Origin of the sequence: Xenorhabdus cabanillasii (genome assembly GCF_003386665.1) — a bacterium.
In the GTDB taxonomy this organism is placed as follows: domain Bacteria; phylum Pseudomonadota; class Gammaproteobacteria; order Enterobacterales; family Enterobacteriaceae; genus Xenorhabdus; species Xenorhabdus cabanillasii.
Map to the genome: position 1 here is coordinate 1,874,923 of NZ_QTUB01000001.1, position 23,222 is coordinate 1,898,144.

The 23,222-nt window shown below is 41.9% G+C and carries 18 protein-coding genes and 4 pseudogenes; 19 read left to right on the forward strand and 3 right to left on the reverse strand.

Annotation, left to right across the window (positions count from 1 at the left end; all coding sequences use genetic code 11):
* Positions 1-24 precede the first annotated feature (24 nt).
* Positions 25-2,313, forward strand: coding sequence for a 5-methyltetrahydropteroyltriglutamate--homocysteine S-methyltransferase (gene metE / locus BDD26_RS08870; RefSeq protein WP_115826317.1), 2,289 nt, complete (start codon positions 25-27; stop codon positions 2,311-2,313).
* 57 nt (positions 2,314-2,370) lie between these two features.
* On the opposite strand, the gene BDD26_RS08875 is transcribed toward metE, so the two are convergent.
* On the reverse strand, positions 2,371-2,763 hold the full coding sequence (locus tag BDD26_RS08875; protein ID WP_115826319.1) for a YidB family protein: 393 nt from the start codon (positions 2,761-2,763) through the stop codon (positions 2,371-2,373).
* A gap of 554 nt (positions 2,764-3,317) precedes the next feature.
* Here BDD26_RS08875 and otnK point away from each other — a divergent pair.
* Genes otnK through denD form a run of 4 tightly spaced genes read left to right on the forward strand, consistent with a single transcriptional unit; the run spans position 3,318 to position 7,167 of the window.
* Positions 3,318-4,610, forward strand: coding sequence for a 3-oxo-tetronate kinase (gene otnK, locus BDD26_RS08880; protein ID WP_115826321.1), 1,293 nt, complete (start codon positions 3,318-3,320; stop codon positions 4,608-4,610).
* Positions 4,611-4,668: 58 nt separating this feature from the next.
* Positions 4,669-5,445, forward strand: a complete 777-nt coding sequence (gene otnI / locus BDD26_RS08885) for a 2-oxo-tetronate isomerase (RefSeq protein WP_115826323.1) — start codon at positions 4,669-4,671, stop codon at positions 5,443-5,445.
* 43 nt (positions 5,446-5,488) lie between these two features.
* The gene (locus BDD26_RS08890; protein WP_115826325.1) at positions 5,489-6,256 is read left to right on the forward strand and encodes a DeoR/GlpR family DNA-binding transcription regulator; all 768 of its coding nucleotides are present in this window, start codon (positions 5,489-5,491) and stop codon (positions 6,254-6,256) included.
* Positions 6,257-6,315: 59 nt separating this feature from the next.
* Positions 6,316-7,167 (forward strand): D-erythronate dehydrogenase, encoded by an 852-nt coding sequence (denD, locus tag BDD26_RS08895; RefSeq protein WP_115826327.1) that lies wholly within the window; start codon positions 6,316-6,318, stop codon positions 7,165-7,167.
* Here the strand turns inward: denD and BDD26_RS08900 are convergent.
* Positions 7,161-7,858 (reverse strand): annotated as a pseudogene (locus tag BDD26_RS08900) (IS1 family transposase). The gene denD and the pseudogene BDD26_RS08900 overlap by 7 nt on opposite strands.
* A gap of 57 nt (positions 7,859-7,915) precedes the next feature.
* Here BDD26_RS08900 and BDD26_RS20820 point away from each other — a divergent pair.
* From BDD26_RS20820 to hemB, 14 genes and pseudogenes are all read left to right on the forward strand, one after another.
* Positions 7,916-8,047 (forward strand): annotated as a pseudogene (locus BDD26_RS20820) (D-erythronate dehydrogenase); the annotation flags it as partial.
* 13 nt (positions 8,048-8,060) lie between these two features.
* Positions 8,061-9,446, forward strand: coding sequence for a GntP family permease (locus BDD26_RS08905; RefSeq protein WP_115826329.1), 1,386 nt, complete (start codon positions 8,061-8,063; stop codon positions 9,444-9,446).
* A gap of 169 nt (positions 9,447-9,615) precedes the next feature.
* Positions 9,616-10,995, forward strand: coding sequence for a GntP family permease (locus BDD26_RS08910; protein WP_115826331.1), 1,380 nt, complete (start codon positions 9,616-9,618; stop codon positions 10,993-10,995).
* A 242-nt stretch (positions 10,996-11,237) separates the two neighbouring features.
* Entirely contained in the window at positions 11,238-11,993 is a 756-nt protein-coding gene (udp, locus tag BDD26_RS08915; protein ID WP_038262124.1) for a uridine phosphorylase, read from the forward strand.
* A gap of 185 nt (positions 11,994-12,178) precedes the next feature.
* Entirely contained in the window at positions 12,179-12,961 is a 783-nt protein-coding gene (locus tag BDD26_RS08920; protein ID WP_038262127.1) for a tyrosine-protein phosphatase, read from the forward strand.
* A 109-nt stretch (positions 12,962-13,070) separates the two neighbouring features.
* Entirely contained in the window at positions 13,071-13,601 is a 531-nt protein-coding gene (locus BDD26_RS08925; protein ID WP_038262130.1) for a DedA family protein, read from the forward strand.
* Between the two features lie 117 nt (positions 13,602-13,718).
* Positions 13,719-15,075, forward strand: a pseudogene (rmuC, locus tag BDD26_RS08930) (DNA recombination protein RmuC).
* Positions 15,076-15,148: 73 nt separating this feature from the next.
* Complete coding sequence (ubiE, locus tag BDD26_RS08935; protein WP_115827526.1) at positions 15,149-15,904, forward strand: bifunctional demethylmenaquinone methyltransferase/2-methoxy-6-polyprenyl-1,4-benzoquinol methylase UbiE; 756 nt, start codon at positions 15,149-15,151, stop codon at positions 15,902-15,904.
* Between the two features lies 1 nt (position 15,905).
* A complete protein-coding gene (gene ubiJ / locus BDD26_RS08940) occupies positions 15,906-16,559 on the forward strand; it encodes a ubiquinone biosynthesis protein UbiJ (protein ID WP_115826333.1) in 654 nt (217 codons plus the stop codon).
* Positions 16,546-18,175, forward strand: a pseudogene (ubiB, locus tag BDD26_RS08945) (ubiquinone biosynthesis regulatory protein kinase UbiB). The gene ubiJ and the pseudogene ubiB overlap by 14 nt, the downstream one beginning before the upstream one ends.
* A 199-nt stretch (positions 18,176-18,374) precedes the next feature.
* Positions 18,375-18,632 (forward strand): Sec-independent protein translocase subunit TatA, encoded by a 258-nt coding sequence (tatA, locus tag BDD26_RS08950; protein ID WP_038262138.1) that lies wholly within the window; start codon positions 18,375-18,377, stop codon positions 18,630-18,632.
* A 9-nt stretch (positions 18,633-18,641) separates the two neighbouring features.
* Positions 18,642-19,130: a Sec-independent protein translocase protein TatB gene (gene tatB, locus BDD26_RS08955; RefSeq protein ID WP_115826335.1), complete on the forward strand. Its 489-nt coding sequence runs from the start codon at positions 18,642-18,644 to the stop codon at positions 19,128-19,130.
* Positions 19,131-19,133: 3 nt separating this feature from the next.
* Positions 19,134-19,913, forward strand: coding sequence for a Sec-independent protein translocase subunit TatC (gene tatC, locus BDD26_RS08960; protein WP_115826337.1), 780 nt, complete (start codon positions 19,134-19,136; stop codon positions 19,911-19,913).
* A 148-nt stretch (positions 19,914-20,061) separates the two neighbouring features.
* Entirely contained in the window at positions 20,062-21,078 is a 1,017-nt protein-coding gene (gene hemB, locus BDD26_RS08965; RefSeq protein WP_038262148.1) for a porphobilinogen synthase, read from the forward strand.
* Between the two features lie 100 nt (positions 21,079-21,178).
* Here hemB and dxs read toward each other — a convergent pair whose 3' ends face one another.
* Entirely contained in the window at positions 21,179-23,044 is a 1,866-nt protein-coding gene (gene dxs / locus BDD26_RS08970; RefSeq protein WP_115826338.1) for a 1-deoxy-D-xylulose-5-phosphate synthase, read from the reverse strand.
* Positions 23,045-23,222 lie beyond the last annotated feature (178 nt).

A 23,222-nucleotide genomic window follows, 5' to 3' on the forward strand; every position in this document is an offset into this window, starting at 1 on the left:
CGGCTAAAATTTGCGGGTGACGACATGACAGTTTTGAATCATACATTAGGTTTTCCACGTATCGGCTTGAAAAGAGAGCTAAAAAAAGCACAAGAAAACTATTGGGCAGGTAAAATTTCTCAACAAGAATTGCTGGAAACAGGGAGTGAATTACGTGCACGTCACTGGCAACAGCAAAAAGAGGCAGGTGTGGATTTAGTTCCTGTTGGTGATTTTGCTTGGTATGACCAGGTATTGACGACCAGTTTGCTGTTAGGGAACGTACCTCCTCGCCATCAGAATGAAGATGGAAACATTGATTTAGATACACTATTCCGTATTGCTCGTGGTCGGGCTCCTACAGGTACTCCGGCTGCTGCATCAGAAATGACCAAATGGTTTAATACCAATTACCACTATATTGTGCCCGAATTTCAGCAGGGCCAGGAGTTCAGGCTCGGATGGTCTCAATTACTTGATGAAGTTGATGAGGCACTAGCGTTGGGACATAAAGTGAAGCCTGTTTTGTTGGGGCCAGTGACTTACTTATGGCTTGGAAAGGTGAAAGGAAAAGCTTTTGATCGCCTCTCTCTGCTGGAGGATATTTTGCCAGTATATCAGCAAATTCTGGCTGAACTCGCAAAACGTGGTATCGAGTGGGTGCAGATCGATGAACCTGCGTTAGTACTGGAACTACCAGAGGATTGGCTGGCAGCATTCCCGACAGCTTATCAGGCACTTCAGGGACAGGTTAAATTATTGCTGACAACGTATTTCGATAGCATCAGCCATAATCTGGAAACCATTAAAGCACTACCGGTACAAGGTTTACACGTTGATTTGGTGGCAGGGCAGGACCCTCTCAATGAATTGGAAAAATCTTTACCGGAATCATGGCTGCTTTCGTTGGGGGTTATTAATGGACGCAATGTCTGGCGGGCAGATCTGAGGGCGAAATATGAACTTATTACACCGTTGGCAGGCAAACGAGATATCTGGGTTGGTACTTCTTGTTCATTGTTGCACAGTCCGATTGATTTGAATGATGAAACCGGATTGGATGAGGAAGTTAAGAGCTGGTTTGCTTTTGCACTACAGAAATGTACAGAGTTATCTCTGTTATCTCAGGCACTGAACGCACCTGAGGGCAGTAAACAGACTGAATTGAATAAATTGGATAGTTACAGTGCTCCAATTCGTGCCCGTCGCAGTTCCACAAGAGTGAACAACCCGGCTGTGGCTGAACGTCTTGCTAAGATCCAGCCACAAGACAGTGAGCGCAATCAGGTTTATTCGGAGCGTGCTAAACTTCAGCGCCAACGATACAAATTACCTTTGTGGCCGACAACAACCATCGGTTCTTTCCCACAAACAACAGAGATCCGTGGCTTACGTTTAGATTTCAAGAAAGGTCGTGTTGATGGTAATCATTATCGCATCAATATTTGTGAGCACATTAAACAGGCGATCAATGAACAGGAACGACTGGGATTAGATGTGCTGGTGCATGGTGAAGCTGAACGTAATGACATGGTGGAATATTTTGGTGAGCATTTTGACGGTTATGTCTTTACTCAGAATGGTTGGGTACAAAGCTATGGTTCCCGTTGTGTAAAACCACCAGTAATTATCGGAGATATCAGCCGTCCAGAAGCGATTACGGTCGATTGGGCAACGTATGCACAATCTCTGACTGACAAACCAGTAAAAGGCATGTTAACAGGGCCGGTGACTATTCTTTGTTGGTCATTCCCAAGGGAAGATATTAGCCGGGAAGCCATTGCTAAACAGATTGCCCTGGCCTTGCGTGATGAAGTGGATGATTTGCAGAAAGCGGGTATCGGCATTATTCAAATTGATGAACCGGCATTACGTGAAGGCTTACCGCTGCGCAGAGAAGAGTGGCAGGAATATCTGGATTGGGCGGTGGATGCTTTTAAACTGAGTGCAGCAGTGGCGGAAGATGATACACAGATCCATACTCATATGTGTTATTGCGAGTTCAATGACATTATGCCTTCCATTGCGGCGTTGGATGCGGATGTCATTACTATTGAAACCTCCCGCTCAGATATGGAATTGCTGGATTCATTTGAAGATTTCTCATATCCGAATGAGATTGGGCCGGGCGTGTATGATATTCACTCACCTAATGTGCCGAGTGTTGAATGGATTGAAGCTTTATTGCGCAAAGCTGCCGAGCGCATTCCTGTTGAACGCTTATGGGTTAACCCAGATTGTGGTTTAAAAACCAGGGGTTGGACAGAAACCCGCCAGTCGCTGGCGAACATGGTTGAAGCGGCAAAACGTCTGCGTGATTCAGTAACCAACTAAATTAGTTTGGGCAACAAGTTGCCCACCACACTAGATAAGCGTGGTGGGCGAGTTGATTTACTTACTTAGAAACTTATTTTTTAACAAACCCATTCCTGCGGACTTCAGATCCAAATTTTCTGGAATTTCACCATTTGGGGTGACCTTATCAATCAGGTTAGGCAAATGTTGTGAAATTAATGACGAAGCTTCATCGGGATCGATACCCATTTTTTCTGCCAATCCCTGGATTGTAGAAGAACCAAAAATGGAAGAAATTTGATCAGCATGAATAGGGGTATTTTCTCCTGTACTAATCCATGAATGAATTGTGCCATCCAATCCTTGTTGGGAAAATTTTTCAATCAATCCGCTGATCCCTCCCTGACCTTCAACCCAGTCCACCATGTGCTGAATTTGTTGGTTTTTCCCCCTACTCAGCATATTTGCAATTTGGTCAAAGAAGCTCATCGTAATTTCCCTCCTTTGTTGAGGTTTTACTGGATTAAGCGAAATAAAACACTAAATTGGATGCTTTTACAGGAATAAATAAATATAAGTGTTATAAAACAAAGGGTAATTCAATATTTACTTATTAAAGTAGCACATTATTTTAAATTCAGCTTATTGGGGGTGGTTGGAGTGTCAGGTTATTGAGAATTTTTGTTTATGTTAATCACATGAATGTGTGAAATGCTTTTTCCTGTCAATTTGCAATAACTGCTTTATATTCAATTTGTTATTTGTTTTTTTCTTGTTGGGAAATAAACCTTGAATGTGATATTCATCGTTTTTTTGTGAAGTTATCTATGTGATTATTAAAGGGTAATGAATAGTCACAACACCAGGGAATTCCATAAAGTAAGTCAATATAAAAATAGAGATTATAGGACTGGGGAGAGGGAATAGAAACAAAAGAAACATTGGAAACCATCAGGGAAGAAGAATTAATAGTTAACTATAAGAATATAGAGGTAGAACCGTGATAAACATATCCAAGGAGATAACTTTATTAGAGAGAAATCATGGACATTAAATTGGGTGTGATTGCTGATGATTTCACTGGAGCGACTGATATTGCCAGCTTTATGGTGCAAAATGGCTGGCAAGTTAGTCAATTATTGGGAGTACCGGATGAGAATACTCTTATTCCCCATGATGTAGATGCGATTGTGATTAGTTTGAAAAGTCGTTCTTGCCCTATTAAGGAAGCGATTGAAAATTCTTTGAAATCCTGTCGATGGTTACGATATAGGGCAGGCTGCCAACAACTGTTTTTCAAATATTGTTCAACTTTTGACTCTACATCAGAAGGAAACATTGGCCCGGTTATAGACGCTTTGATGGATGAACTTCAGATCGACTTAAGCTTGATTTGTCCAGCTCTTCCTATTAATGGGAGAACAGTAGTGCACGGGCATTTATTCGTTAATGGGCAATTATTAAATGAAAGTGGTATGCAGTACCACCCCGTTACTCCGATGAAAGATGCGAATCTGCTGCGGTTGATGGAGAAACAATCAAAAGGGCTGGCTGGATTAGTTGATCTTAATTGTGTGCGTCAAGGAGGGTTATCTATTCAGAGTCGCCTGGATACATTACGTTGTATTGGTATTAGATATGCTGTGGTGGATGCAATGATGATGGATGATTTAATGCCAATTGCACAAGCTACGTCGGGGATGACTCTTGTAACTGGTGGTTCAGGGTTAGGTGCTGCTCTTGCCAGTTATCATACTGGGCTAAGCCTCTGTGCTGAATATGGTATGTCAGTATCGTCAATGGGGAAAACTCCATCAATTGGAGGCAGGAAAGTCGTTGTCCTTTCAGGAAGTTGCTCTGCCATGACATATCAGCAAGTCATGGAATATAAAAAGTTTGCACCGGCCATTGCGTTGGATGTAGGAGAATGTATTAACAACCCTGAATACTCTGGCTACTTGGTTAATTGGGTTACTCAGCAGCCTAAACAGGGCTTGGCACCAATGTTATATGCTACACAATCATCTGAAATTTTAAGGGAAACTCAGAAGCAGTATGGAGTTATACAATCTAGTAGTGCTGTTGAACAAGTTTTTGCTCAAGTAGTCACTGAATTGAGACAGCAGGAATTTAATGCTTTTATCATTGCGGGGGGAGAAACTTCAGGTCGGATAGTACAAAGTTTAGGAATTCATCAATTCAGTATTGGGACAACTATTGCACCGGGTGTTCCTTGGGTATATGACTCGCAGAGTGATTGTTGGCTGGCACTTAAATCAGGGAATTTTGGAGATGTAGATTTTTTTAAACATGCTCAGGTGATGCTTCATGGATGAGATGTTAAATAGTTTGTGAAGTAAGTTGTAACCTTGTTGTTAAGAGCAAGGATTAATAATGGCTAAATTCGCAGCAAATCTGAGTATGATGTTTAATGAAGTTCCTTTCATGGAGCGTTTTGCAAAAGCATCGGATGCTGGTTTCAAAGGTGTGGAATATTTATTCCCTTACCATGAATCAACCGAAGAGCTTTCTGCATTATTGAAGAGATATCAACTTACACAAGTGTTATTCAATATGCCTGCGGGAGTTTGGGAAGCTGGTGACAGAGGAGTTGCTTGTTTGCCTGGACGTGAAAAAGAGTTTGCTGATGGGGTACATGAAGCTTTGAAGTATGCTTTAGCATTGGATTGTAAGCAGGTTCATGCAATGGCTGGTAAGTTAGATGGGCAGTTTAAGTTGGAACAACAGTATGAGTGTTATATCACAAATATCCAGTATGCAGCGGACGTTATGTATGAATACGGTGTTAATGTCTTAATCGAACCAATAAATACCCGTGATATGCCTGGCTATTTTTTGACAACACAGCGACAGGCTGAAACGTTGTTAAAGGCTATTGGACGTAAAAATGTTTTTATTCAGTTGGATCTTTACCATTGCCAGATTATGGAAGGAGATTTGTTGCGGACGATAGAGCGCTTGTGGGGAAAATTTAGGCATATACAGATTGCCTCAGTACCAGGACGTCATGAACCCGATATTGGTGAAATTAATTACTTTTGGTTGTTCAAAAGATTGGATGAAATGGGTTATCAAGGGTGGTTTGGGTGTGAGTATTACCCTGCGGGGTATACTGACGAAGGGCTTGGGTGGTTGGTAAAAGCTCAATAATTATTATAATTGGATAGTAATTAATGTAGTATCAGGAGAATTAATGAGCCCTACAGAGCGCAGAGATTTTATTTATCGTCATTTACATGAGCATCGAACAGTTTCCATTAGTATTTTAGTCGAATTATTGAATGTTTCACATATGACTGTAAGGCGGGATATTCGTGCTTTGGAAGATGAAGGAAAAGTTATTAGTATTTCTGGAGGTGTTCAGTTAAATGATTCTTTACGGCAAGAATTACCGTGGAGTGAAAAAGCACTTATTAATCATACCTACAAGCGTTTACTTGGAAGATATGCTGCATCATTGGTTAAAGATGGTCAGATAGTTTATTTAGATGCGGGAACAACGACGTTTGAAATTGCTCAGGTATTAGCGGAACGTTTCAATTTAACGATTGTTACCAATGACTTTTCAATAACCCAATATTTGATGAATAAACCACAGTTGAATTTATTCCATACTGGTGGACAAGTGGATAAACGTAATTATTCCTGCGTTGGGAATACTGCAGCTATGGTGTTACGTACTTTGAATATAGATATTGCGTTTATCAGTACCAGCTCGTGGGATCTTAAGCATGGTATTTCTACTCCTCATGAAGAAAAAGTTTTTGTAAAACAGACAATATTGGAAATTGCTCGTAGAAAAATATTGATTTCTGATAGTAGTAAATATGGTAAATACGGTATGTTTCATATTTGCTCACTATCAGATTTAAACGATATCGTATGTGATGGACAATTACCGATATCAGAACAGGAAAAATTGCAGGAAAATGGACTGAAATTACATATTGTCAGTGCGTAAGAATTATAAAAATGATGTTCTTTATAAAAAATCCCAAAAATCTTAAAAGGGAGTTTTAGATGAAAATTATCATCACTGGTGGCGCAGGATTTCTGGGGCAGCAGCTAACTTTCGCTTTACTTAAAAATAGATATGGATTGAATTTTAATCAGCTGATATTAACCGATATTCAATGCCCGATCTCTCCGATAGATGATCCAAGAGTGCAATGTTTAGCTGTGGATTTAGCACAAACTGGTGCGGTTGAAAAATTGATTGATGAAGAAAGTGATGTTCTGTTTCATCTGGCTGCTATTGTTAGTAGTCATGCTGAACAAGATTTTGATTTAGGTATGAAAATTAATTTTGATGTAACACGCTGTTTGTTGGAGGCTGCTCGTACACATAATCCATCATTAAAGTTTATTTTCACCAGTTCACTGGCTGTATTTGGAGGAGAATTACCAGAATTAGTAACGGATGACCATGCTGTTAATCCCCTATCTTCATATGGTACGCAAAAGGCTATGTGTGAATTGATGATTAATGATTATTCGCGTAAAGGATATGTTGATGGGCGGGTTCTTCGTTTGCCGACTGTTAGTGTCCGTTCAGGTAAACCTAATAAGGCCGCTTCATCATTTGCTAGCGGTATTATTCGTGAATCATTGCATGGAGAAAGCAATGTTTGTCCTGTTTCTCGTAATCTCGTATTGTGGCTTTCTAGCCCTGAAATTGTCATTAGAAACCTCATTCATGCAGCACAAATATCGGCAGAGAAGTTTACTATTTCACGAACAGTGAATTTACCGGGCATTAGTATCACAGTTGAAGAAATGATTGATGCATTGGAGAAAGTAGCTGGACGAAAGACGATAGAGTTTATTCGTTTTGAGCCAGATGAAAATATGGTCATGATTCCAATTTATTGATAGTGATGAATGTTCAGATAATACCCTATAATTCTGTCATGCATTTCTATGGATTTTGAAAAAGACAATGTCTTGCGAGTCAGTCTTGCCAAATGCTGACGAAGATTCAGGTTATGCCTCTCTATGCGTTGGGTATAACGTTTGCTGACCACATGGAGTTTCCCCGCCAAGGCTTTTTCATAACTTTTCCAACCCTCTGTCATATAAATAACAGTGTTGAAAGGGGCCAGCAAAGCCATCAGGCGCATTAATGTCTTTTTTGTCCCTGGACCAAAAACATGGGCGATCACTTTTCGTCTTATCCTGTCGTAGGCATAAAAGAGCCAACGGGGCTGCTTCTTTGGCTTCACGTACGACTACTGTTCATCCATTTCACAGCAGACAATCACTTCGGTGCCGGGAGAAATGGCTTCTGTTACCGATTTGGGTTTGAGCTTTTTAAATGACGAAGCACGGTATTTAGGCCAATCCCCATCACCCGTGCTGTCGCCCGACATCCCATCCCATTCATGGCCATATCGACGATTTGCTTATGGGTGCCGGGACGACAAGCGGCATAAGTGAATTCAAGTTGCCAAGAGTGACGACAGGACTGGCAAAGATAACGTTGGTGACCCGAACGTGAACGCCCATTGCGATGGCTCCCTTTAACTGCACAACAAGCAGGACAAGTGACATCAATCTTTGCCATTTGAATGTTCTCCAAATAGACAGACTATACATGATTCAATAAATTGATGTCACGACCGAAAATATTAATCGAATAGTAGCAAGTTGGCCGGGAAATTTTGATATTAGCCGTAGCCTTGCATTAGGCTTTAGTGTCGACCATTCATTCAGTGATGTTATTTGTGAGTTTATCCGTAGCGAGATACATTAAAAAGTATTTTTATATGACATTATATATTCCAATCATTGGACTAGGGATAGCTATATTTACTCTACTTTTTTTGGTCTTATATACTCGGGTTCCTGCTATTGTTGCTATGCTGGTTGCAGCTATAATCGCTGGAATTACTGGTGGATTGAGCATAACTAATGCTGTAGAAGTAATTACCAAAGGATTCGGTTCAACATTAGGTAGCATAGGCATTGTGATTGGACTGGGCCTAATGATGGGACGAATATTAGAGGTTTCTGGTGCAACTGAACAAATTGCTTATAGCTTGATTAAAGTGCTGGGAAAAAAGCGAGAAGAATGGGCTCTAGCAGTTACAGGTTATATTATTAGTATTCCTATTTTTGTTAACTCAGCGTTTGTGATCCTCTATCCTCTTGCAAGAGCATTGGCAAAGAAAGGAAAGAGAAATATATTGACGTTGGGGGTTGCACTGGCTGGGGGATTGGTGGTAACTCACCATATTGTTCCACCAACACCGGGGCCACTTGGTGTAGCTGGTATCTTCGGTGTGGATGTAGGTTCGATGATGTTAGGAGGTATGATACTTGCTATTCCATGTGTCATAGGAATCACTTTTTATTCTAAATGGCTGGCAGTTAAATATCCTGAATACCAATTTGTTGATGAAGAAATAAATTTGGAAAATTTAAAAAGAATTCATCAAAACTATATGGAAAAAAAATCCAATGAATCATTACCAAGTTTATTTCTTTCCCTATTGCCTATTGCTGTGCCACTCTTCCTGATTTTTATCAAATCAGTTAATGGATTGTTATTGGAATTTGATTTGTTGCTTGGAAGGGAAAATCATTTCTATTTTCAATTTCTTGATTTTCTTGGTGAGCCAATTATTGCTTTGGCAATTAGTGTACTATTGGCGATTTATACGCTAATACCCAAAGCTAACAGGCATGAGGTAATTGAACATCTGGAAAATGGTTTAAAGATGGCAGGTATTATTCTGTTGGTTACTGGTGCTGGTGGAGCTTTGGGAGCAGTATTACATGAAAGTGGGACAGGGACTATTTTAGCGAAATATATTGCCAGCCTGCCAATAACCCCAATTTTGATTCCATTTATTATTTCTACACTAGTACGTTTGATTCAAGGTTCTGGCACAGTAGCTATGGTTACAGCAGCTTCCATTTCAGCACCTATAATCAATCAGATACCGGATATTAATATGTTGGCTGCGGCTTTGGCTGCAACGATGGGGTCACTATTCTTCGGCTACTTCAATGATAGCTTATTCTGGATGGTTAACCGGATGATGGGTATTAAAGATGCAAAACAGCAGATGATTGTCTGGTCAATTCCGACAACAATTGCATGGGGAATTGGGCTGTGCGGTGTATTGCTACTTAATCTCGTCATGTAAGTCATCGTAATGCGCTCTGTAAAGGGCGCTTTTCTTTATTCTGGATACTCCAAATAAAATCCTCATCACTTTAATTAAGGCTTCAGGTTTTGGTACCGCTTGTAACAAGAACTTTGACTGACATACCATGCACATTTATCGCCAATGATACAGATTGAAACGGGGTTTTATGGTGGAGTTTTACATTCCAATTATTGGATTGGGTGTGGCAGTATTTACGCTGATTTTTCTGGTCTTACGCACTCGTATTCATGTACTTCTTGCCATGTTAATTGCTGCGGTTATCGCAGGAGTATCCGGCGGTTTAACCATGAGCAATGTCGTTGAGGTTATCGCTAAAGGGTTTGGCTCGACATTAGGCAGTATTGGTATTGTGATTGGATTAGGAAGCATGATGGGGAGGATATTGGAAGCCTCTGGTGCAACTGAACAAATTGCCTATAGCTTGATCAAGTGGTTAGGTAAAAGGCGCGAAGAATGGGCGCTGGCAATCACCGGTTATATCGTTAGTATCCCTATATTTGTTAATTCGGCTTTTGTGATCCTCTATCCTCTGGTAAAAGCATTGGCAAAGAAGGGCAAACGAAATGTACTGACGTTAGGAGTAGCATTGGCCGGAGGGCTGGTGGTGACTCACCATATTGTTCCACCAACACCGGGGCCGCTTGGTGTGGCCGGAATATTCGGAGTAAGCGTAGGTAAAGTGATGCTGGTAGGTATGATACTGGCTATCCCATGCGTTATCGGTATTACCTGCTATGCCAAATGGTTAGAGACTAAATATCCTGAATATCAGCTTGCTGAGACAGAAGAAAATTTGCGACAAATTCATCAAAGCTATATGGAAGAGAAATCGCACAAGCCATTACCAGGTTTATTTATTTCTCTTCTGCCTATTGTTGTGCCTATCGTGCTGATTTTCATTAATGTTGTGAATGGATTATTGTTGAAAACGGCTCTGTTTACCGGTAAGGAAAACCATTTTTACTTTCAGGTTTTTAATTTTCTTGGATCACCCATTATCGCTCTGGCAATCAGTGTTTTGCTGGCGGTTTATAAGCTCATGCCAAATGTCAGTAAACAAGAGGTTATTGAACATTTGGAAACCGGGTTACAAACCGTGGGTATTATTTTATTAGTATCAGGTGCAGGAGGGGCATTGGGAGCTGTATTAAATGAGGGTTCAACCGGGACAATACTGGCACAATATATAGCCGGACTGCCAATAACTCCGGTCTTAATCCCATTTATCATTGCGACGTTAATACGCATCATTCAAGGCTCTGGTACTGTGGCAATGATTACAGCAGCGTCTATTTCAGCGCCCGTTATTAAACAGATACCGGATATTAATATGTTAGTGGCTGCTCAGGCTGCAATGATGGGAACACTGTTCTTCAGCTATTTTAATGACTGTTTTTTCTGGGTAGTTAACCGGATGATGGGCATTAAGGATGTGAGGCATCAAGTGATCGTCTGGTCGATTCCGACAACAATCGCATGGGGAATTGGACTGTGCGGCATATTGCTTCTTAACTTAATCTTGTAATGATCCAATAGCGCTCTGTGAGGAGCGCTTTTTGTGATTGTTCTTCGAATATTATTTCCATTTCGGCTCTATACTCACCGTATTATCTATCACACATAAATGTGATTTTAATCACAACTTAATGTATGCGTTTCTTTTATTTTTTTAACTAAAGGTGACTTATATCACTAAAAGATGTCAGAGTATTCACTAAATTTAGGTATCTGTATTTTGATTTTGAATATTCCTGTTGAGGAGCCAATATGTCTGATGTATTCCATTTAGGTATTACCAAAAACGACTTACAGGGCGCTACTCTGGCTATTGTTCCAGGCGATCCTAACCGTGTTGAGAAAATTGCAAGATTGATGAATAACCCAGTTCATCTGGCTTCTCATCGTGAATTTACAACATGGCGTGCCGAAATTGATGGTAAGCCAGTTGTTGTCTGCTCCACGGGTATTGGTGGCCCATCAACGTCAATCGTTGTAGAAGAATTGGCGCAATTAGGTGTACGCACTTTCTTACGTATTGGTACAACTGGAGCGATCCAGAAGAATATTAATGTGGGTGATGTGTTAGTGACCACTGCCGCAGTTCGTCTGGATGGAGCCAGCCTGCACTTTGCTCCGATGGAGTTCCCGGCTGTGGCTGATTTTGCATGCACCAACGCACTGTATGCAGCAGCAAAAGCATCAGGTTCTACAACTCACGTCGGTGTGACTGCTTCTTCTGATACTTTTTATCCAGGACAGGAACGTTACGATACCTATTCTGGTCGTGTTGTCCGCCGCTTCCAGGGCTCTATGAAAGAGTGGCAGGAAATGGGGGTGATGAACTTTGAAATGGAATCAGCGACTTTGTTGACAATGTGTGCAAGTCAGGGACTGCGTGCTGGTATGGTTGCGGGTGTGATTGTTAACCGTACTCAGCAGGAAATTCCAGATGTTGAATTGCTGAAAAAAACAGAAAGTAATGCATTAGGCATCGTTGTAGATGCGGCTCGTCGTCTGTTGTAATCACTCTATTCACGGGCCGGAATATTCTGGCCTGATCACCTAATCTTTCTGTTTTCTCCACTTTATTTCATTCTGAAATCTGATAATGTCATAACATTTTGCGTTAATAACAACTTATTTCAATTACAGTTTGTTGCGATAACAGTCTGTGCCAATAACATGTACTTCAATAAGAAAGAGTGATTATGACCACAACATTTCTATCTCATCCCTCATTACTTCCTTTGAATGGCGGGATCAACTTCCGTGATTTAGGTAACAAGACACTGAACAATGGTTCTAAGATTAAGTCTGGTTTGTTATTTCGTTCAGGCTCTCTGGACATGTTGACTGATAACGATCAGGCTTTTTTGATGGAACAAAATCTTTTCCAGATCATTGATTATCGTGATAGCAGTGAAATTGAGGACAGGCCAGATCAGGTGTGGCGTGGAGCGAATTACCACCATGCTCCGGCTAACCCGCTTTCCAAAGAAGTTGATGCTAATCTGGAGAGGCTGAGTCATGAAGCGTTGGAACAGTTTGATGCGAAAGATTTTATGCTGCGTCTATATCAATTGTTACCAATTAATAATCCTGCTTATAAGACATTAGCTAAGCTATTGCTACAGCCGGAGAAAGGTGGAATTGTACAACATTGTGCTGTGGGTAAAGACAGAACAGGTGTCGGCTCTGCTCTGGTATTGTTTGCGCTGGGGGCAGATCTGGATACAGTGATAGAAGACTATTTGGTGACAAATATCACTCTGGCACCGTATCGCGAATATCTATTGAATGAACATGCGAAAGTGATGAGTGATAGTGTGGTTGAAAAATTGGCTTATGTGTATTCAGTCAGGGAAGAATTTTTGATGACTGCACTGAACAGCATCAATGAACACTATGGTAGTGTGGATATCTGGCTGGAAAAAGACATTGGACTCAATATTGCAGCTCGTGAAAAATTGCAACGTTATTTCCTCGAATAAATCTCTTTTTGGAATAAATATTTTTTGAATAAGAATAACAGGTTAGCATTGGTTAATTCATTTACTGCTAACCTGAAATCCGGTAAAGATTAACACAGGAAAGATTAATGTGAGCTTGCATGAAATCATTGAAGTCATCACCAATTTTGTCAGAGATCATGAAGCCTGGGCAATCCCCATTATTTTCTTGCTCGCTTTTGGGGAATCTCTGGCATTCATTTCTCTATTATTGCCAGCCACGATCATCTTATTAGGGCTGGGAGCTCTGATTGGTGAAAGTGGATTAAATTTTTGGCCGATATGGATAGCAGCTGCCGCAGGAGCCTTCTTTGGTGATTGGGTTTCTTATCTATTTGGTTACCATTTCAAGGAAAATGTCGGCAAAATGTGGCCACTTTCACGCCACCCGCAAACATTAGTTCGTGGTCATCAGTTTTTTGAACGCTGGGGTGTATGGGGCGTTTTCATCGGCCGTTTTTTTGGCCCTTTAAGAGCTGCAATCCCATTGGTGGCAGGCATTTGTGCAATGCCAAAACGCCATTTCCAGCTGGCTAATTTCGCTTCTGCTTTGATTTGGGCATTTGGTATTTTAGCTCCGGGAGCTTTTGGAATACGTTGGTTAGCAGAGTGGATGGGCTAATTGCGAGCCGCTTTGCAAACTGCAAGAAATCCGGTGAATAATCTGGACATCTATACAGCCTCTATTTAACTTACATTAAAGCAAAGTGGTTGGGGTAAAGTTAGCGGGGGCGTATAGGTGGATATCCATTGGTTATACATGTTAATTGGTGGCTTAATTGGATTATTAGGCGGAGGTTTTTTTCGTCTGGTTTTCTGTTCACCAACGTATTCAATACAAAGAAAAGGAACTGCGTGAATTACACAGTCAGCTTGCGGTTAGCCATGAAAAATTAGGGCAATCCCATTATTGGCGCACTGAATGTGAGCAATTAAACCAAGAATTGCTTGCTCAGCGTGAAATCAATAGCGCACAGGAAGCTGAGTTGCGTGAGTTGAGTACCCGGCTTGAAGAAAGCAGGCTGGCTGCGGAAGAAAAACAACGTCTCTTGATTAATAGTGAACAGCGCCTGAATACTCAATTTGAAAATCTCGCCAATCGTATTTTTGAACAAAATCGACGTCGTACTGATGAATACAGTCGCCAAAGTCTCAATGACTTATTGATGCCTTTCCGTGAACAATTGGAAGGGTTCCGTCGTCAGGTGCAAGACAGTTTCGGGCAGGAGGCCCGCGAACGCCATACACTAACCCATGAAATCCGTAACCTTCAGCAGCTTAATGCCCAGATGGCAAAAGAGGCGATTAATCTGACAAAAGCCCTGAAAGGGGATAACAAAATGCAGGGTAATTGGGGAGAAATGGTCTTGGCACGGGTTTTGGAGGCATCCGGTTTACGTGAAGGACATGAATTTCATACACAGGTTAACGTTAAAACAGAAAATAGTGATCGTTTTCAGCCTGATGTGATTGTGCACTTACCACAAGGAAAAGATGTCATTATTGATGCCAAAATGTCATTGATTGCTTATGAGCGTTATTTCAATAGCAATGATGAAACAGAGCAAATACAGGCATTACAGGAGCATATAAACTCCATAAGAGGCCATATCCGGGGACTTAGCCGTAAAAATTATCAACAGTTACCGGGAATACGTTCACTGGACTATGTCTTGATGTTTATCCCTGTAGAGCCTGCTTATCTGGTGGCGCTTAACCAGACTCCTGAAATACTCGACGAGGCACTGAAGCATAATATTATGCTGGTTAGCCCCTCTACACTTCTGGTGGCTGTTCGCACTATTAATAACCTTTGGCGCTATGAATATCAAAGCCAGAATGCACGTCTGATTGCGGAAAAAGCGGCCAGAATGTATGACAAAATGCGATTGTTTGTGGATGATATGCAGGGCTTAGGACAAAGCCTCAGCAAAGCACAGGCGAGTTACCATTTGGCAATGAAAAAGCTGGCAGAAGGAAGGGGGAACCTGATTCATCAGGCTGAAGGATTTCGTGATTTAGGTGTGGATATTAAACGCCCCATCGATTCACAGGTTATTGATAAATCTTTTCAATCTTTATCGGTTAATGAATAAAGTCTGGATAGGGTTTTACCGGAAAGGCTGGTACACTTGCTATAATTTTTTGAATGAAAAGCGGACAAATAACATGGCAGATCAATCGAAAGAAACCACTCATTTTGGTTTCCGTACCGTAGCCAAAGAAGAGAAAAAAGATATGGTGGCGGAGGTATTCCACTCTGTCGCATCAAAATACGATTTGATGAATGATTTGATGTCGTTTGGCATTCATCGTATCTGGAAGCGTTTCACTATTGATGCAAGTGGTGTGCGCCGTGGTCATAGAGTCCTTGATCTGGCGGGGGGAACAGGGGATCTGACAGCGAAATTTTCCCGTCTTGTAGGGGAGAAGGGAGAAGTTGTTCTGGCAGACATCAACGATTCTATGCTGAAAGTCGGGCGGGAAAAACTGCGTGATAACGGCATAGTCGGTAATGTCAGTTATGTTCAGGCTAATGCTGAGGAATTACCATTTGCGGATAACTATTTTGACTGCATTACTATTTCGTTCGGCCTGCGTAATGTCACGGATAAAGACAAAGCCCTGCGTTCTATGTACCGTGTCCTGAAACCAGGCGGGCGTTTATTAGTACTGGAGTTTTCCAAACCTGTGCTGGAACCGTTGAGTAAAGTTTATGATGCCTATTCGTTCCACATTTTGCCACGGATTGGTCAGATGGTTGTTAAGGATGCGGATAGTTACCGCTATCTGACAGAATCCATTCGTATGCACCCCGATCAGGAAACATTAAAAACCATGATGGAAGCAGCTGGTTTTGAGCAAGTTTCTTACAACAATATGACGGGGGGAATTGTTGCACTGCATAAAGGGTTTAAGTTCTGAAATGGAAACTCCCTCATTAAGGCACAGTGTGAATTCTACGGTATTGTTTCCGGTTCTGACTGCTTTTCTGGAAACAACTCTGAATCATCTGTTGTACCGCGAAACTGTATTGAAATCAGCACGTATGCGACTAGCAGGTAAAGTTCTTTCTATCGAACTGAAAGAAATCGGGACTCCATTGGTATTGGTTTTTAATGAAAGACAATTAGATGTTTTAAGTCAATGGTCAGGAGCTGTGGATTGTTCGATGAAAACGACATTACCAGCATTGCTTAAGCTGCGGGATCGTCAATATCTTTCATCTCTGATTAACAGTAGTGAAATTGTTATTGAAGGGGATATGCAGGTTATTCAGCGGTGGTCGGCCTTGCTGGATATGCTGGAATGGGATCCTGCCCATTACCTTTCACCTTATGTCGGTGATATTGTGGCAGAAGGTATCAATCGGGTAATGAAAAACAGCATCAGTTTTGCCCGTAATACCATCACAAAGCAAAAAACTTACCTGACAGAATCCTTGACGGAAGAGTGGAGAATGGCACCCGGTGCTTTGGAATTGGCTTATTTCAGTGAAGAAGTTAATGCTGTTGCCAATGAACTGTCTGACATGGAAAAGCGTCTGGCAGCAATGGAGGAGAAATATGACTCCCAGTGAAATAAAACGCCTCTATTTTATCATTAAGGTTTTTCTTACCTATGGACTGGATGAGTTAATCCCGAAGATCCGGCTGACATGGCCATTACGTTTTGGGCGTTATTTCCTGTTTTGGCTGCCTAATCGACATAAAGATAAACCGTTCGGGGAGCGCTTACGCTTGGCGCTGCAAGAGCTTGGACCGGTATGGATTAAGCTTGGTCAAATGCTTTCTACCCGACGGGATCTGTTTCCTTCCGCTATTGCCGATCAGCTCTCTTTACTGCAAGATCGTGTCATTTCTTTTGATGGAATCGTTGCCCGCAAATCTATTGAGACGGCATTGGGGGGAAGTCTGGAAACGTGGTTTGAGGATTTTGATCTGCATCCCCTGGCTTCTGCTTCCATTGCTCAGGTGCATACTGCACGGCTTAAAGAGAATGGAAAAGAGATCGTCATTAAAGTGATCCGCCCTGATATTTTGCCTGTGATAAAGGCGGATGTACGGTTAATGTATCGCTTGGCAAATTTGGTTCCTTTATTGCCTGATGGTCGTCGTCTTCGTCCACTTGAAGTGGTTCGTGAGTATGAAAAAACGCTGCTTGATGAGTTGAATCTGTTGCGTGAAGCTGCAAATGCCATTCAACTGCGTCGCAATTTTGAAGACAGCCCTATGCTTTATGTACCGGAAGTTTATCCTGATTATTGTCGGGAGAATGTCCTGGTTATGGAGCGTATTTATGGTATTCCTGTGTCTGATGTCGCAGCTTTGGAAGCACAAAATACCGATATGAAGTTACTTGCTGAGCGTGGTGTTCAGATATTTTTTACTCAGGTATTTCGTGATAGTTTTTTCCATGCAGATATGCATCCGGGCAACATTTTTGTCAGCTATGAACGTCCAGAAGATCCCACTTATATAGGTATTGATTACGGTATTGTCGGCTCTCTGAACAAAGACGATAAACGTTACCTGGCAGAAAACTTTATTGCTTTCTTCAATCGAGATTATCGAAAGGTAGCAGAAACTCCATGTAGATTCAGGCTGGGTTCCGGCAGATACCAATGTGGAAGATTTTGAGTTTGCTATCAGAACAGTATGTGAGCCTATTTTTGAAAAACCACTTGCAGATATCTCATTTGGTCATGTGTTGTTGAACCTCTTCAATACAGCCCATCGTTTTAATATGACAGTGCAACCTCAGTTAGTCCTGCTACAAAAAACACTGTTGTATGTCGAAGGGTTAGGGCGTCAGCTTTATCCTCAGCTTGATTTATGGAAAACGGCAAAACCGTTTCTGGAAGATTGGCTACATGATCAAGTTGGTCTTCCGGCTATTATGCGTGCATTTAAAGAAAAAGCACCCTATTGGGCGGAAAAATTACCAGAATTTCCTGAACTGATTTATGGCACATTGCAGCAACATAAACGTTTACAAACGAATATTGACCAGATATCACAACAGTTAAAACAGCAACAGAATAATCATCGAAAATCTCTTTACTTGCTAGGGATTGGTGCAACATTGTTTATCTGTGGTGGTTTATTTCTTATCACTAACCTGACTCATTTTTCATGGGGATTGATGGGGGTGGGAATAATATCGTGGATATTGGGCTGGTTTAAACTTAAGTAGCCATTTGCCGGAAAGAAAATAAGTAAAGATTATTTTGCTGTAGCTTTTGGCATGGTTGCGGTATTTCCGAACATAAAGTTCGTAGTTTATAATAAAATTATTAATGATATGTACCTGAGGTAGATTTCAAGATGTAGTCTACAAAACTGCAATCTGAAAGATGAAGGGTATATTCCCCACGAACATGAGGTAGATCAGTATGGGTGGTATAAGTATTTGGCAATTACTCATTATTGCTGTCATTGTTGTCTTGTTGTTCGGGACTAATAAACTGCGTACATTAGGTTCTGATTTAGGAGAGTCGATAAAAGGCTTCAAAAAAGCGATGAGTGATGATGAAAAGTCAGATCAGGCTGAGAAAAACAACCATGATGCTGACTTTGAGACTAAAAATCTCACCGAAAAGCCCACCGTTGCTCAGTCTGAAAAATCAGAGAGCAAAGACAAAAAAGAATAGGTATAAACCGTGTTTGACATTGGTTTTAGTGAACTGCTGTTGGTGCTGGTAATTGGCCTGATTGTCCTGGGGCCTGAGCGTCTGCCTGTTGCTGTTAAAACTATAGCAGGCTGGGTAAGGGTATTACGATCACTGGCAGTCAATGTCCAGAGTGAACTTGCAAAGGAATTAAAGTTGCAGGAGCTTCAGGATAGCTTGAAAAAAATGGAAGCAAAAGCAGACTTACAGTCTCTCTCTCCAGAATTAAAAGCATCAATGGATGAATTAAGGGAAGCGGCTGAATCGTTGAAGAAGTCGTATCAGCTTACTCCCGAAGAAGCTAAAGAGCTGGAAGAAGACGAAACGCATTTTCACTCCCTTGAGTCTGATCCAGTACCAGAGCAGAAACTAAACCAATATAGAGAACAAGTAACAGAAAAAAAGTTAGAAGAAATCTCAAAAAAAAGTACCAAACAGAATACAAAGCAATCCCCTGAAAAATCCAATAGTGAACACTAAAACATGTCTGTGGATGATACTCAACCTCTTATCAGTCACCTGATTGAACTGCGTAAGAGGATTTTGAATAGTTTGATTACTGTGCTGGTGGTTTTTCTGGCATTGGTTTATTTTTCTAACGATATATATCGGCTTATTGCTGCGCCTTTAATGGAACAATTGCCTAAAGGTGCGAATATGATCGCAACGGATGTAGCATCACCTTTCTTTACGCCGATCAAACTTACCATCATGGTATCAATTTTTATTTCGGCACCCATGATCCTGTATCAGGTATGGGCATTTATTGCACCGGCTCTGTATAAACATGAACGGCGTTTGATTGTGCCGCTGCTGTTGTCCAGTAGTGTCTTATTCTACCTGGGGATGATTTTTGCTTACTTCGTCGTATTTCCCTTTGTATTCGGTTTTTTTACTAAAACAGTCCCCACTGGCGTGTTGATTGCGACGGATATCAGTAATTACCTGAGTTTCGTTATGGCACTTTTTATGGCATTTGGTGCCTCGTTTGAAGTGCCAATCGCCATTATTCTGCTGTGTTGGAGTGGGGTAGTCACACCTGAGTCACTGAAAAGAAAACGCCCTTATATTCTGGTCGGGGCGTTTGTAGTAGGAATGCTACTCACTCCCCCGGATGTCTTCTCGCAAACTTTGTTGGCTGTCCCCATGTACTTGCTATTTGAACTGGGAGTTCTGTTTTCTCAATTTTATGTGGGAAAACATAAGTCATCCAAAACGGATGATGAATCGGAATATGATGCAGGTGACAACTCAGGCAGGTGACAATTAAGGAAAGTAATCAGCTACCTGCCAGTCATAATTATCGCCAACTGTCTGATAATATTAAGAGCAGCAGTATTACAAGTAATAGTAAAGTGATGGCAGAGTTAACCCAGTGTATTACCGCTGGGTTTTACATTAGGAGAACAGTATGAGCTATGTATTTCCAGGTACGTTTCCTGGCCGTCGTATGCGCCGTGTGCGCCGTCATGATTTTTCCCGCCGCCTATTCGCTGAAAATCAACTGACCGTTAATGACTTGATCTATCCGGTGTTCGTGATGGAAGGGACTAATCAGCGTCAAGAAGTGCCTTCCATGCCGGGAGTGTATCGTCTGACAATCGATCTTCTGCTGAAAGAAGCCGAAGAGATTGCCCGACTGGGTATTCCTGTTTTGTCTCTGTTTCCGGTTATTGAAGCAGACAAGAAATCACTGGACGCTAAAGAAGCTTATAATCCTGATGGTTTGATCCAACGCTCTGTTCGTGCCTTGAAAGATGCAGTTCCAGAGTTAGGCTTGTTAACTGATGTTGCATTGGATCCATTTACTACTCATGGGCAAGATGGTGTTATTGATCAGGATGGCTATGTTATCAACGATATCACTAAAGAGATTTTGGTGAAGCAGGCGCTATCTCATGCAGAAGCAGGGGCTGAAATTGTTGCCCCCAGCGATATGATGGACGGCCGTATCGGTGCTATTCGCGAGCAGCTTGAGAATGATGGTCATGTAAGCACTCAGATCATGGCTTATTCGGCTAAATATGCTTCTTGTTACTATGGGCCATTCAGAGATGCTATTGGGTCCAGTAGTAATCTGAAAGGTGGTAACAAGATGACTTATCAGATGGATCCGGCAAACAGTGATGAAGCATTACAGGAGATTGCGCAGGATTTACAGGAAGGCGCAGATAGCGTGATGGTAAAACCTGGTATGCCTTATCTGGATGTGATCCGTCGGGTAAAAGATACCTTCGGTGTGCCAACATTCGCTTATCAGGTGTCTGGTGAATATGCGATGCATATGGCGGCTATTCAAAATGGTTGGTTGAAAGAACAACCCGCGATTATGGAGTCCTTACTATGTTTCAAACGTGCAGGAGCAGATGGGGTTCTGACTTACTTTGCCAAGCGTGTAGCGCAATGGCTGCATGAACAGAAATATTAATGAATCCTTTTTACCTTAAGAAAATATCGTAACTTGAGATATTGGGTAAAAAATAATAACGGATGAATAATTAAAAAGGATATTCATCCGTTATAACAGGCTATTTATTCAGATATTTTTCGATAGCGTTCAAAATACCAGTTGTATCCAGCCCTAAGTCAGCATGAAGCTCTGATTGTGTGCCTTGCGGTATGAAGTAGTCGGGTAAACCGAGGTTTAATACCGGAACTGGCTGACTTGTCTGCATCAGCAATTCATTGACGCCACTACCGGCTCCTCCCATGATGGCATTCTCTTCTAACGTCACCAGTAAATCATGTTGAGAAGCCATCTCTAGTACCAATTCTTTATCCAGTGGTTTGATAAAGCGCATATCAACAACGGTTGCATTCAAGGACTCTGCGGCCTGTAGTGCGTTTGGCAGTAATGTACCGAAGCTCAGAATAGCAATGCGTTCTCCTTGACGACGAATAATACCTTTGCCGATTGGCAGTTTCTCCAGAGGCTGGAGTTCTGCTCCTGCACCTGTACCTCGTGGATAACGAACAGCAGCAGGGCCATCTTGATAGTGGTAACCCGTATGCAGCATCTGACGGCACTCATTTTCATCACTCGGTGCCATGATCACCATATTGGGGATACAGCGCAGGAATGAAAGGTCGAATGCCCCCTGATGAGTCTGCCCGTCGGCTCCGACAATTCCGCCACGGTCAATGGCAAACAGGACGGGTAAGTTCTGGATAGCAACGTCATGAATAAGCTGATCGTAAGCACGTTGCAGGAAGGTTGAGTAAATTGCGACAATTGGTTTATACCCCCCGATTGCCAGCCCTGCTGCAAATGTCACAGCATGCTGTTCGGCAATGGCGACGTCAAAGTATTGTTCAGGGTACTCACGAGAGAAACGTACCATGCCAGAGCCTTCTCTCATAGCTGGAGTGATCGCCATGAGTTTTTTGTCGGTGGCAGCTTCTTCACACAACCATTCCCCGAAGATTTTGGAAAACGTCGGGCGGGTATCCGTACTTTTTGGCAGGGAGCCGGTAGAGGGATCAAATTTAGGTACAGCATGCCAACTGATCGGATCTTTTTCCGCAGGAGCATAACCACGGCCTTTTTTGGTCATGATATGCAGGAATTGAGGCCCTTTTAGTTCACGCATGTTTTTCAATGTTTGGGTCAGCGCCAACACGTCATGACCATCAATCGGGCCGATATAGTTAAATCCAAGTTCTTCGAACAACGTTCCGGGAACAACCATACCTTTGAGGTGTTCCTCGGTCTTTTTCAATAATTCTTTGATAGGCGGCAGGCCGGAGAAGACTTTCTTACCACCCTCACGCAGAGTTGTGTACAACTTTCCTGAAAGCAATTGGGCCAGATGGTTGTTCAATGCTCCAACGTTCTCGGAAATAGACATTTCGTTGTCATTGAGGATGACAAGCATATCAGGATCTATATCACCTGCATGGTTCATAGCTTCAAAAGCCATACCCGCGGTAATAGCGCCATCACCAATCACACAGACTGTCTTACGACCCTTACCTTCATGTTCTGCTGCAATTGCCATACCCAACCCGGCACTGATTGAGGTTGATGAATGACCGACACATAGCGTGTCATATTTGCTTTCATCTCGCCACGGGAAAGGGTGGAGACCATTTTTCTGGCGAATAGTGTCGATACGGTCACGGCGTCCGGTCAGAATTTTATGTGGATAGGCCTGATGACCGACATCCCAGACTAAATTGTCAAAAGGTGTTTTATAAATGTAATGGAGTGCGACCGTTAATTCGACCGTTCCGAGACCGGAAGCAAAGTGGCCGCTGGAGCGACTGACACTGTTTAGCAAAAATTCGCGCAGTTCATCGCATAACTTTGGCAAAGTGTCTTTAGGTAGCAGGCGTAGTTCTTCAGGGGTTTCCGCCAGTGCTAATGTTGGATATTTCGCTATATCAATGCTCATGCTGTGCCTGTTGAAATTCATGCCTGTTAAAACGTTATGCACGTTATAAATTGAAGATTAAGAACCCTGGAATTATCAGCAGGTAATTGTTGGGCTCTCCCTGTAAGGCCATGTTTCATTTTATTGATTTTGGATGTTTGTAACCGATAATTCACAAAACGGTGATTGTTATGGTCAT

Bases quoted from the DNA above. Each gene is read 5' to 3' on its own strand.
- metE (WP_115826317.1), top strand. From the start codon at position 25: ATGACAGTTTTGAATCATACATTAGGTTTTCCACGTATCGGCTTGAAA.
- BDD26_RS08875 (WP_115826319.1), bottom strand. From the start codon at position 2,763: ATGAGCTTCTTTGACCAAATTGCAAATATGCTGAGTAGGGGGAAAAAC.
- otnK (WP_115826321.1), top strand. From the start codon at position 3,318: ATGGACATTAAATTGGGTGTGATTGCTGATGATTTCACTGGAGCGACT.
- otnI (WP_115826323.1), top strand. From the start codon at position 4,669: ATGGCTAAATTCGCAGCAAATCTGAGTATGATGTTTAATGAAGTTCCT.
- BDD26_RS08890 (WP_115826325.1), top strand. From the start codon at position 5,489: ATGAGCCCTACAGAGCGCAGAGATTTTATTTATCGTCATTTACATGAG.
- denD (WP_115826327.1), top strand. From the start codon at position 6,316: ATGAAAATTATCATCACTGGTGGCGCAGGATTTCTGGGGCAGCAGCTA.
- BDD26_RS08905 (WP_115826329.1), top strand. From the start codon at position 8,061: ATGACATTATATATTCCAATCATTGGACTAGGGATAGCTATATTTACT.
- BDD26_RS08910 (WP_115826331.1), top strand. From the start codon at position 9,616: ATGGTGGAGTTTTACATTCCAATTATTGGATTGGGTGTGGCAGTATTT.
- udp (WP_038262124.1), top strand. From the start codon at position 11,238: ATGTCTGATGTATTCCATTTAGGTATTACCAAAAACGACTTACAGGGC.
- BDD26_RS08920 (WP_038262127.1), top strand. From the start codon at position 12,179: ATGACCACAACATTTCTATCTCATCCCTCATTACTTCCTTTGAATGGC.
- ubiE (WP_115827526.1), top strand. From the start codon at position 15,149: ATGGCAGATCAATCGAAAGAAACCACTCATTTTGGTTTCCGTACCGTA.
- ubiJ (WP_115826333.1), top strand. From the start codon at position 15,906: ATGGAAACTCCCTCATTAAGGCACAGTGTGAATTCTACGGTATTGTTT.
- tatA (WP_038262138.1), top strand. From the start codon at position 18,375: ATGGGTGGTATAAGTATTTGGCAATTACTCATTATTGCTGTCATTGTT.
- tatC (WP_115826337.1), top strand. From the start codon at position 19,134: ATGTCTGTGGATGATACTCAACCTCTTATCAGTCACCTGATTGAACTG.
- hemB (WP_038262148.1), top strand. From the start codon at position 20,062: ATGAGCTATGTATTTCCAGGTACGTTTCCTGGCCGTCGTATGCGCCGT.
- dxs (WP_115826338.1), bottom strand. From the start codon at position 23,044: ATGAGCATTGATATAGCGAAATATCCAACATTAGCACTGGCGGAAACC.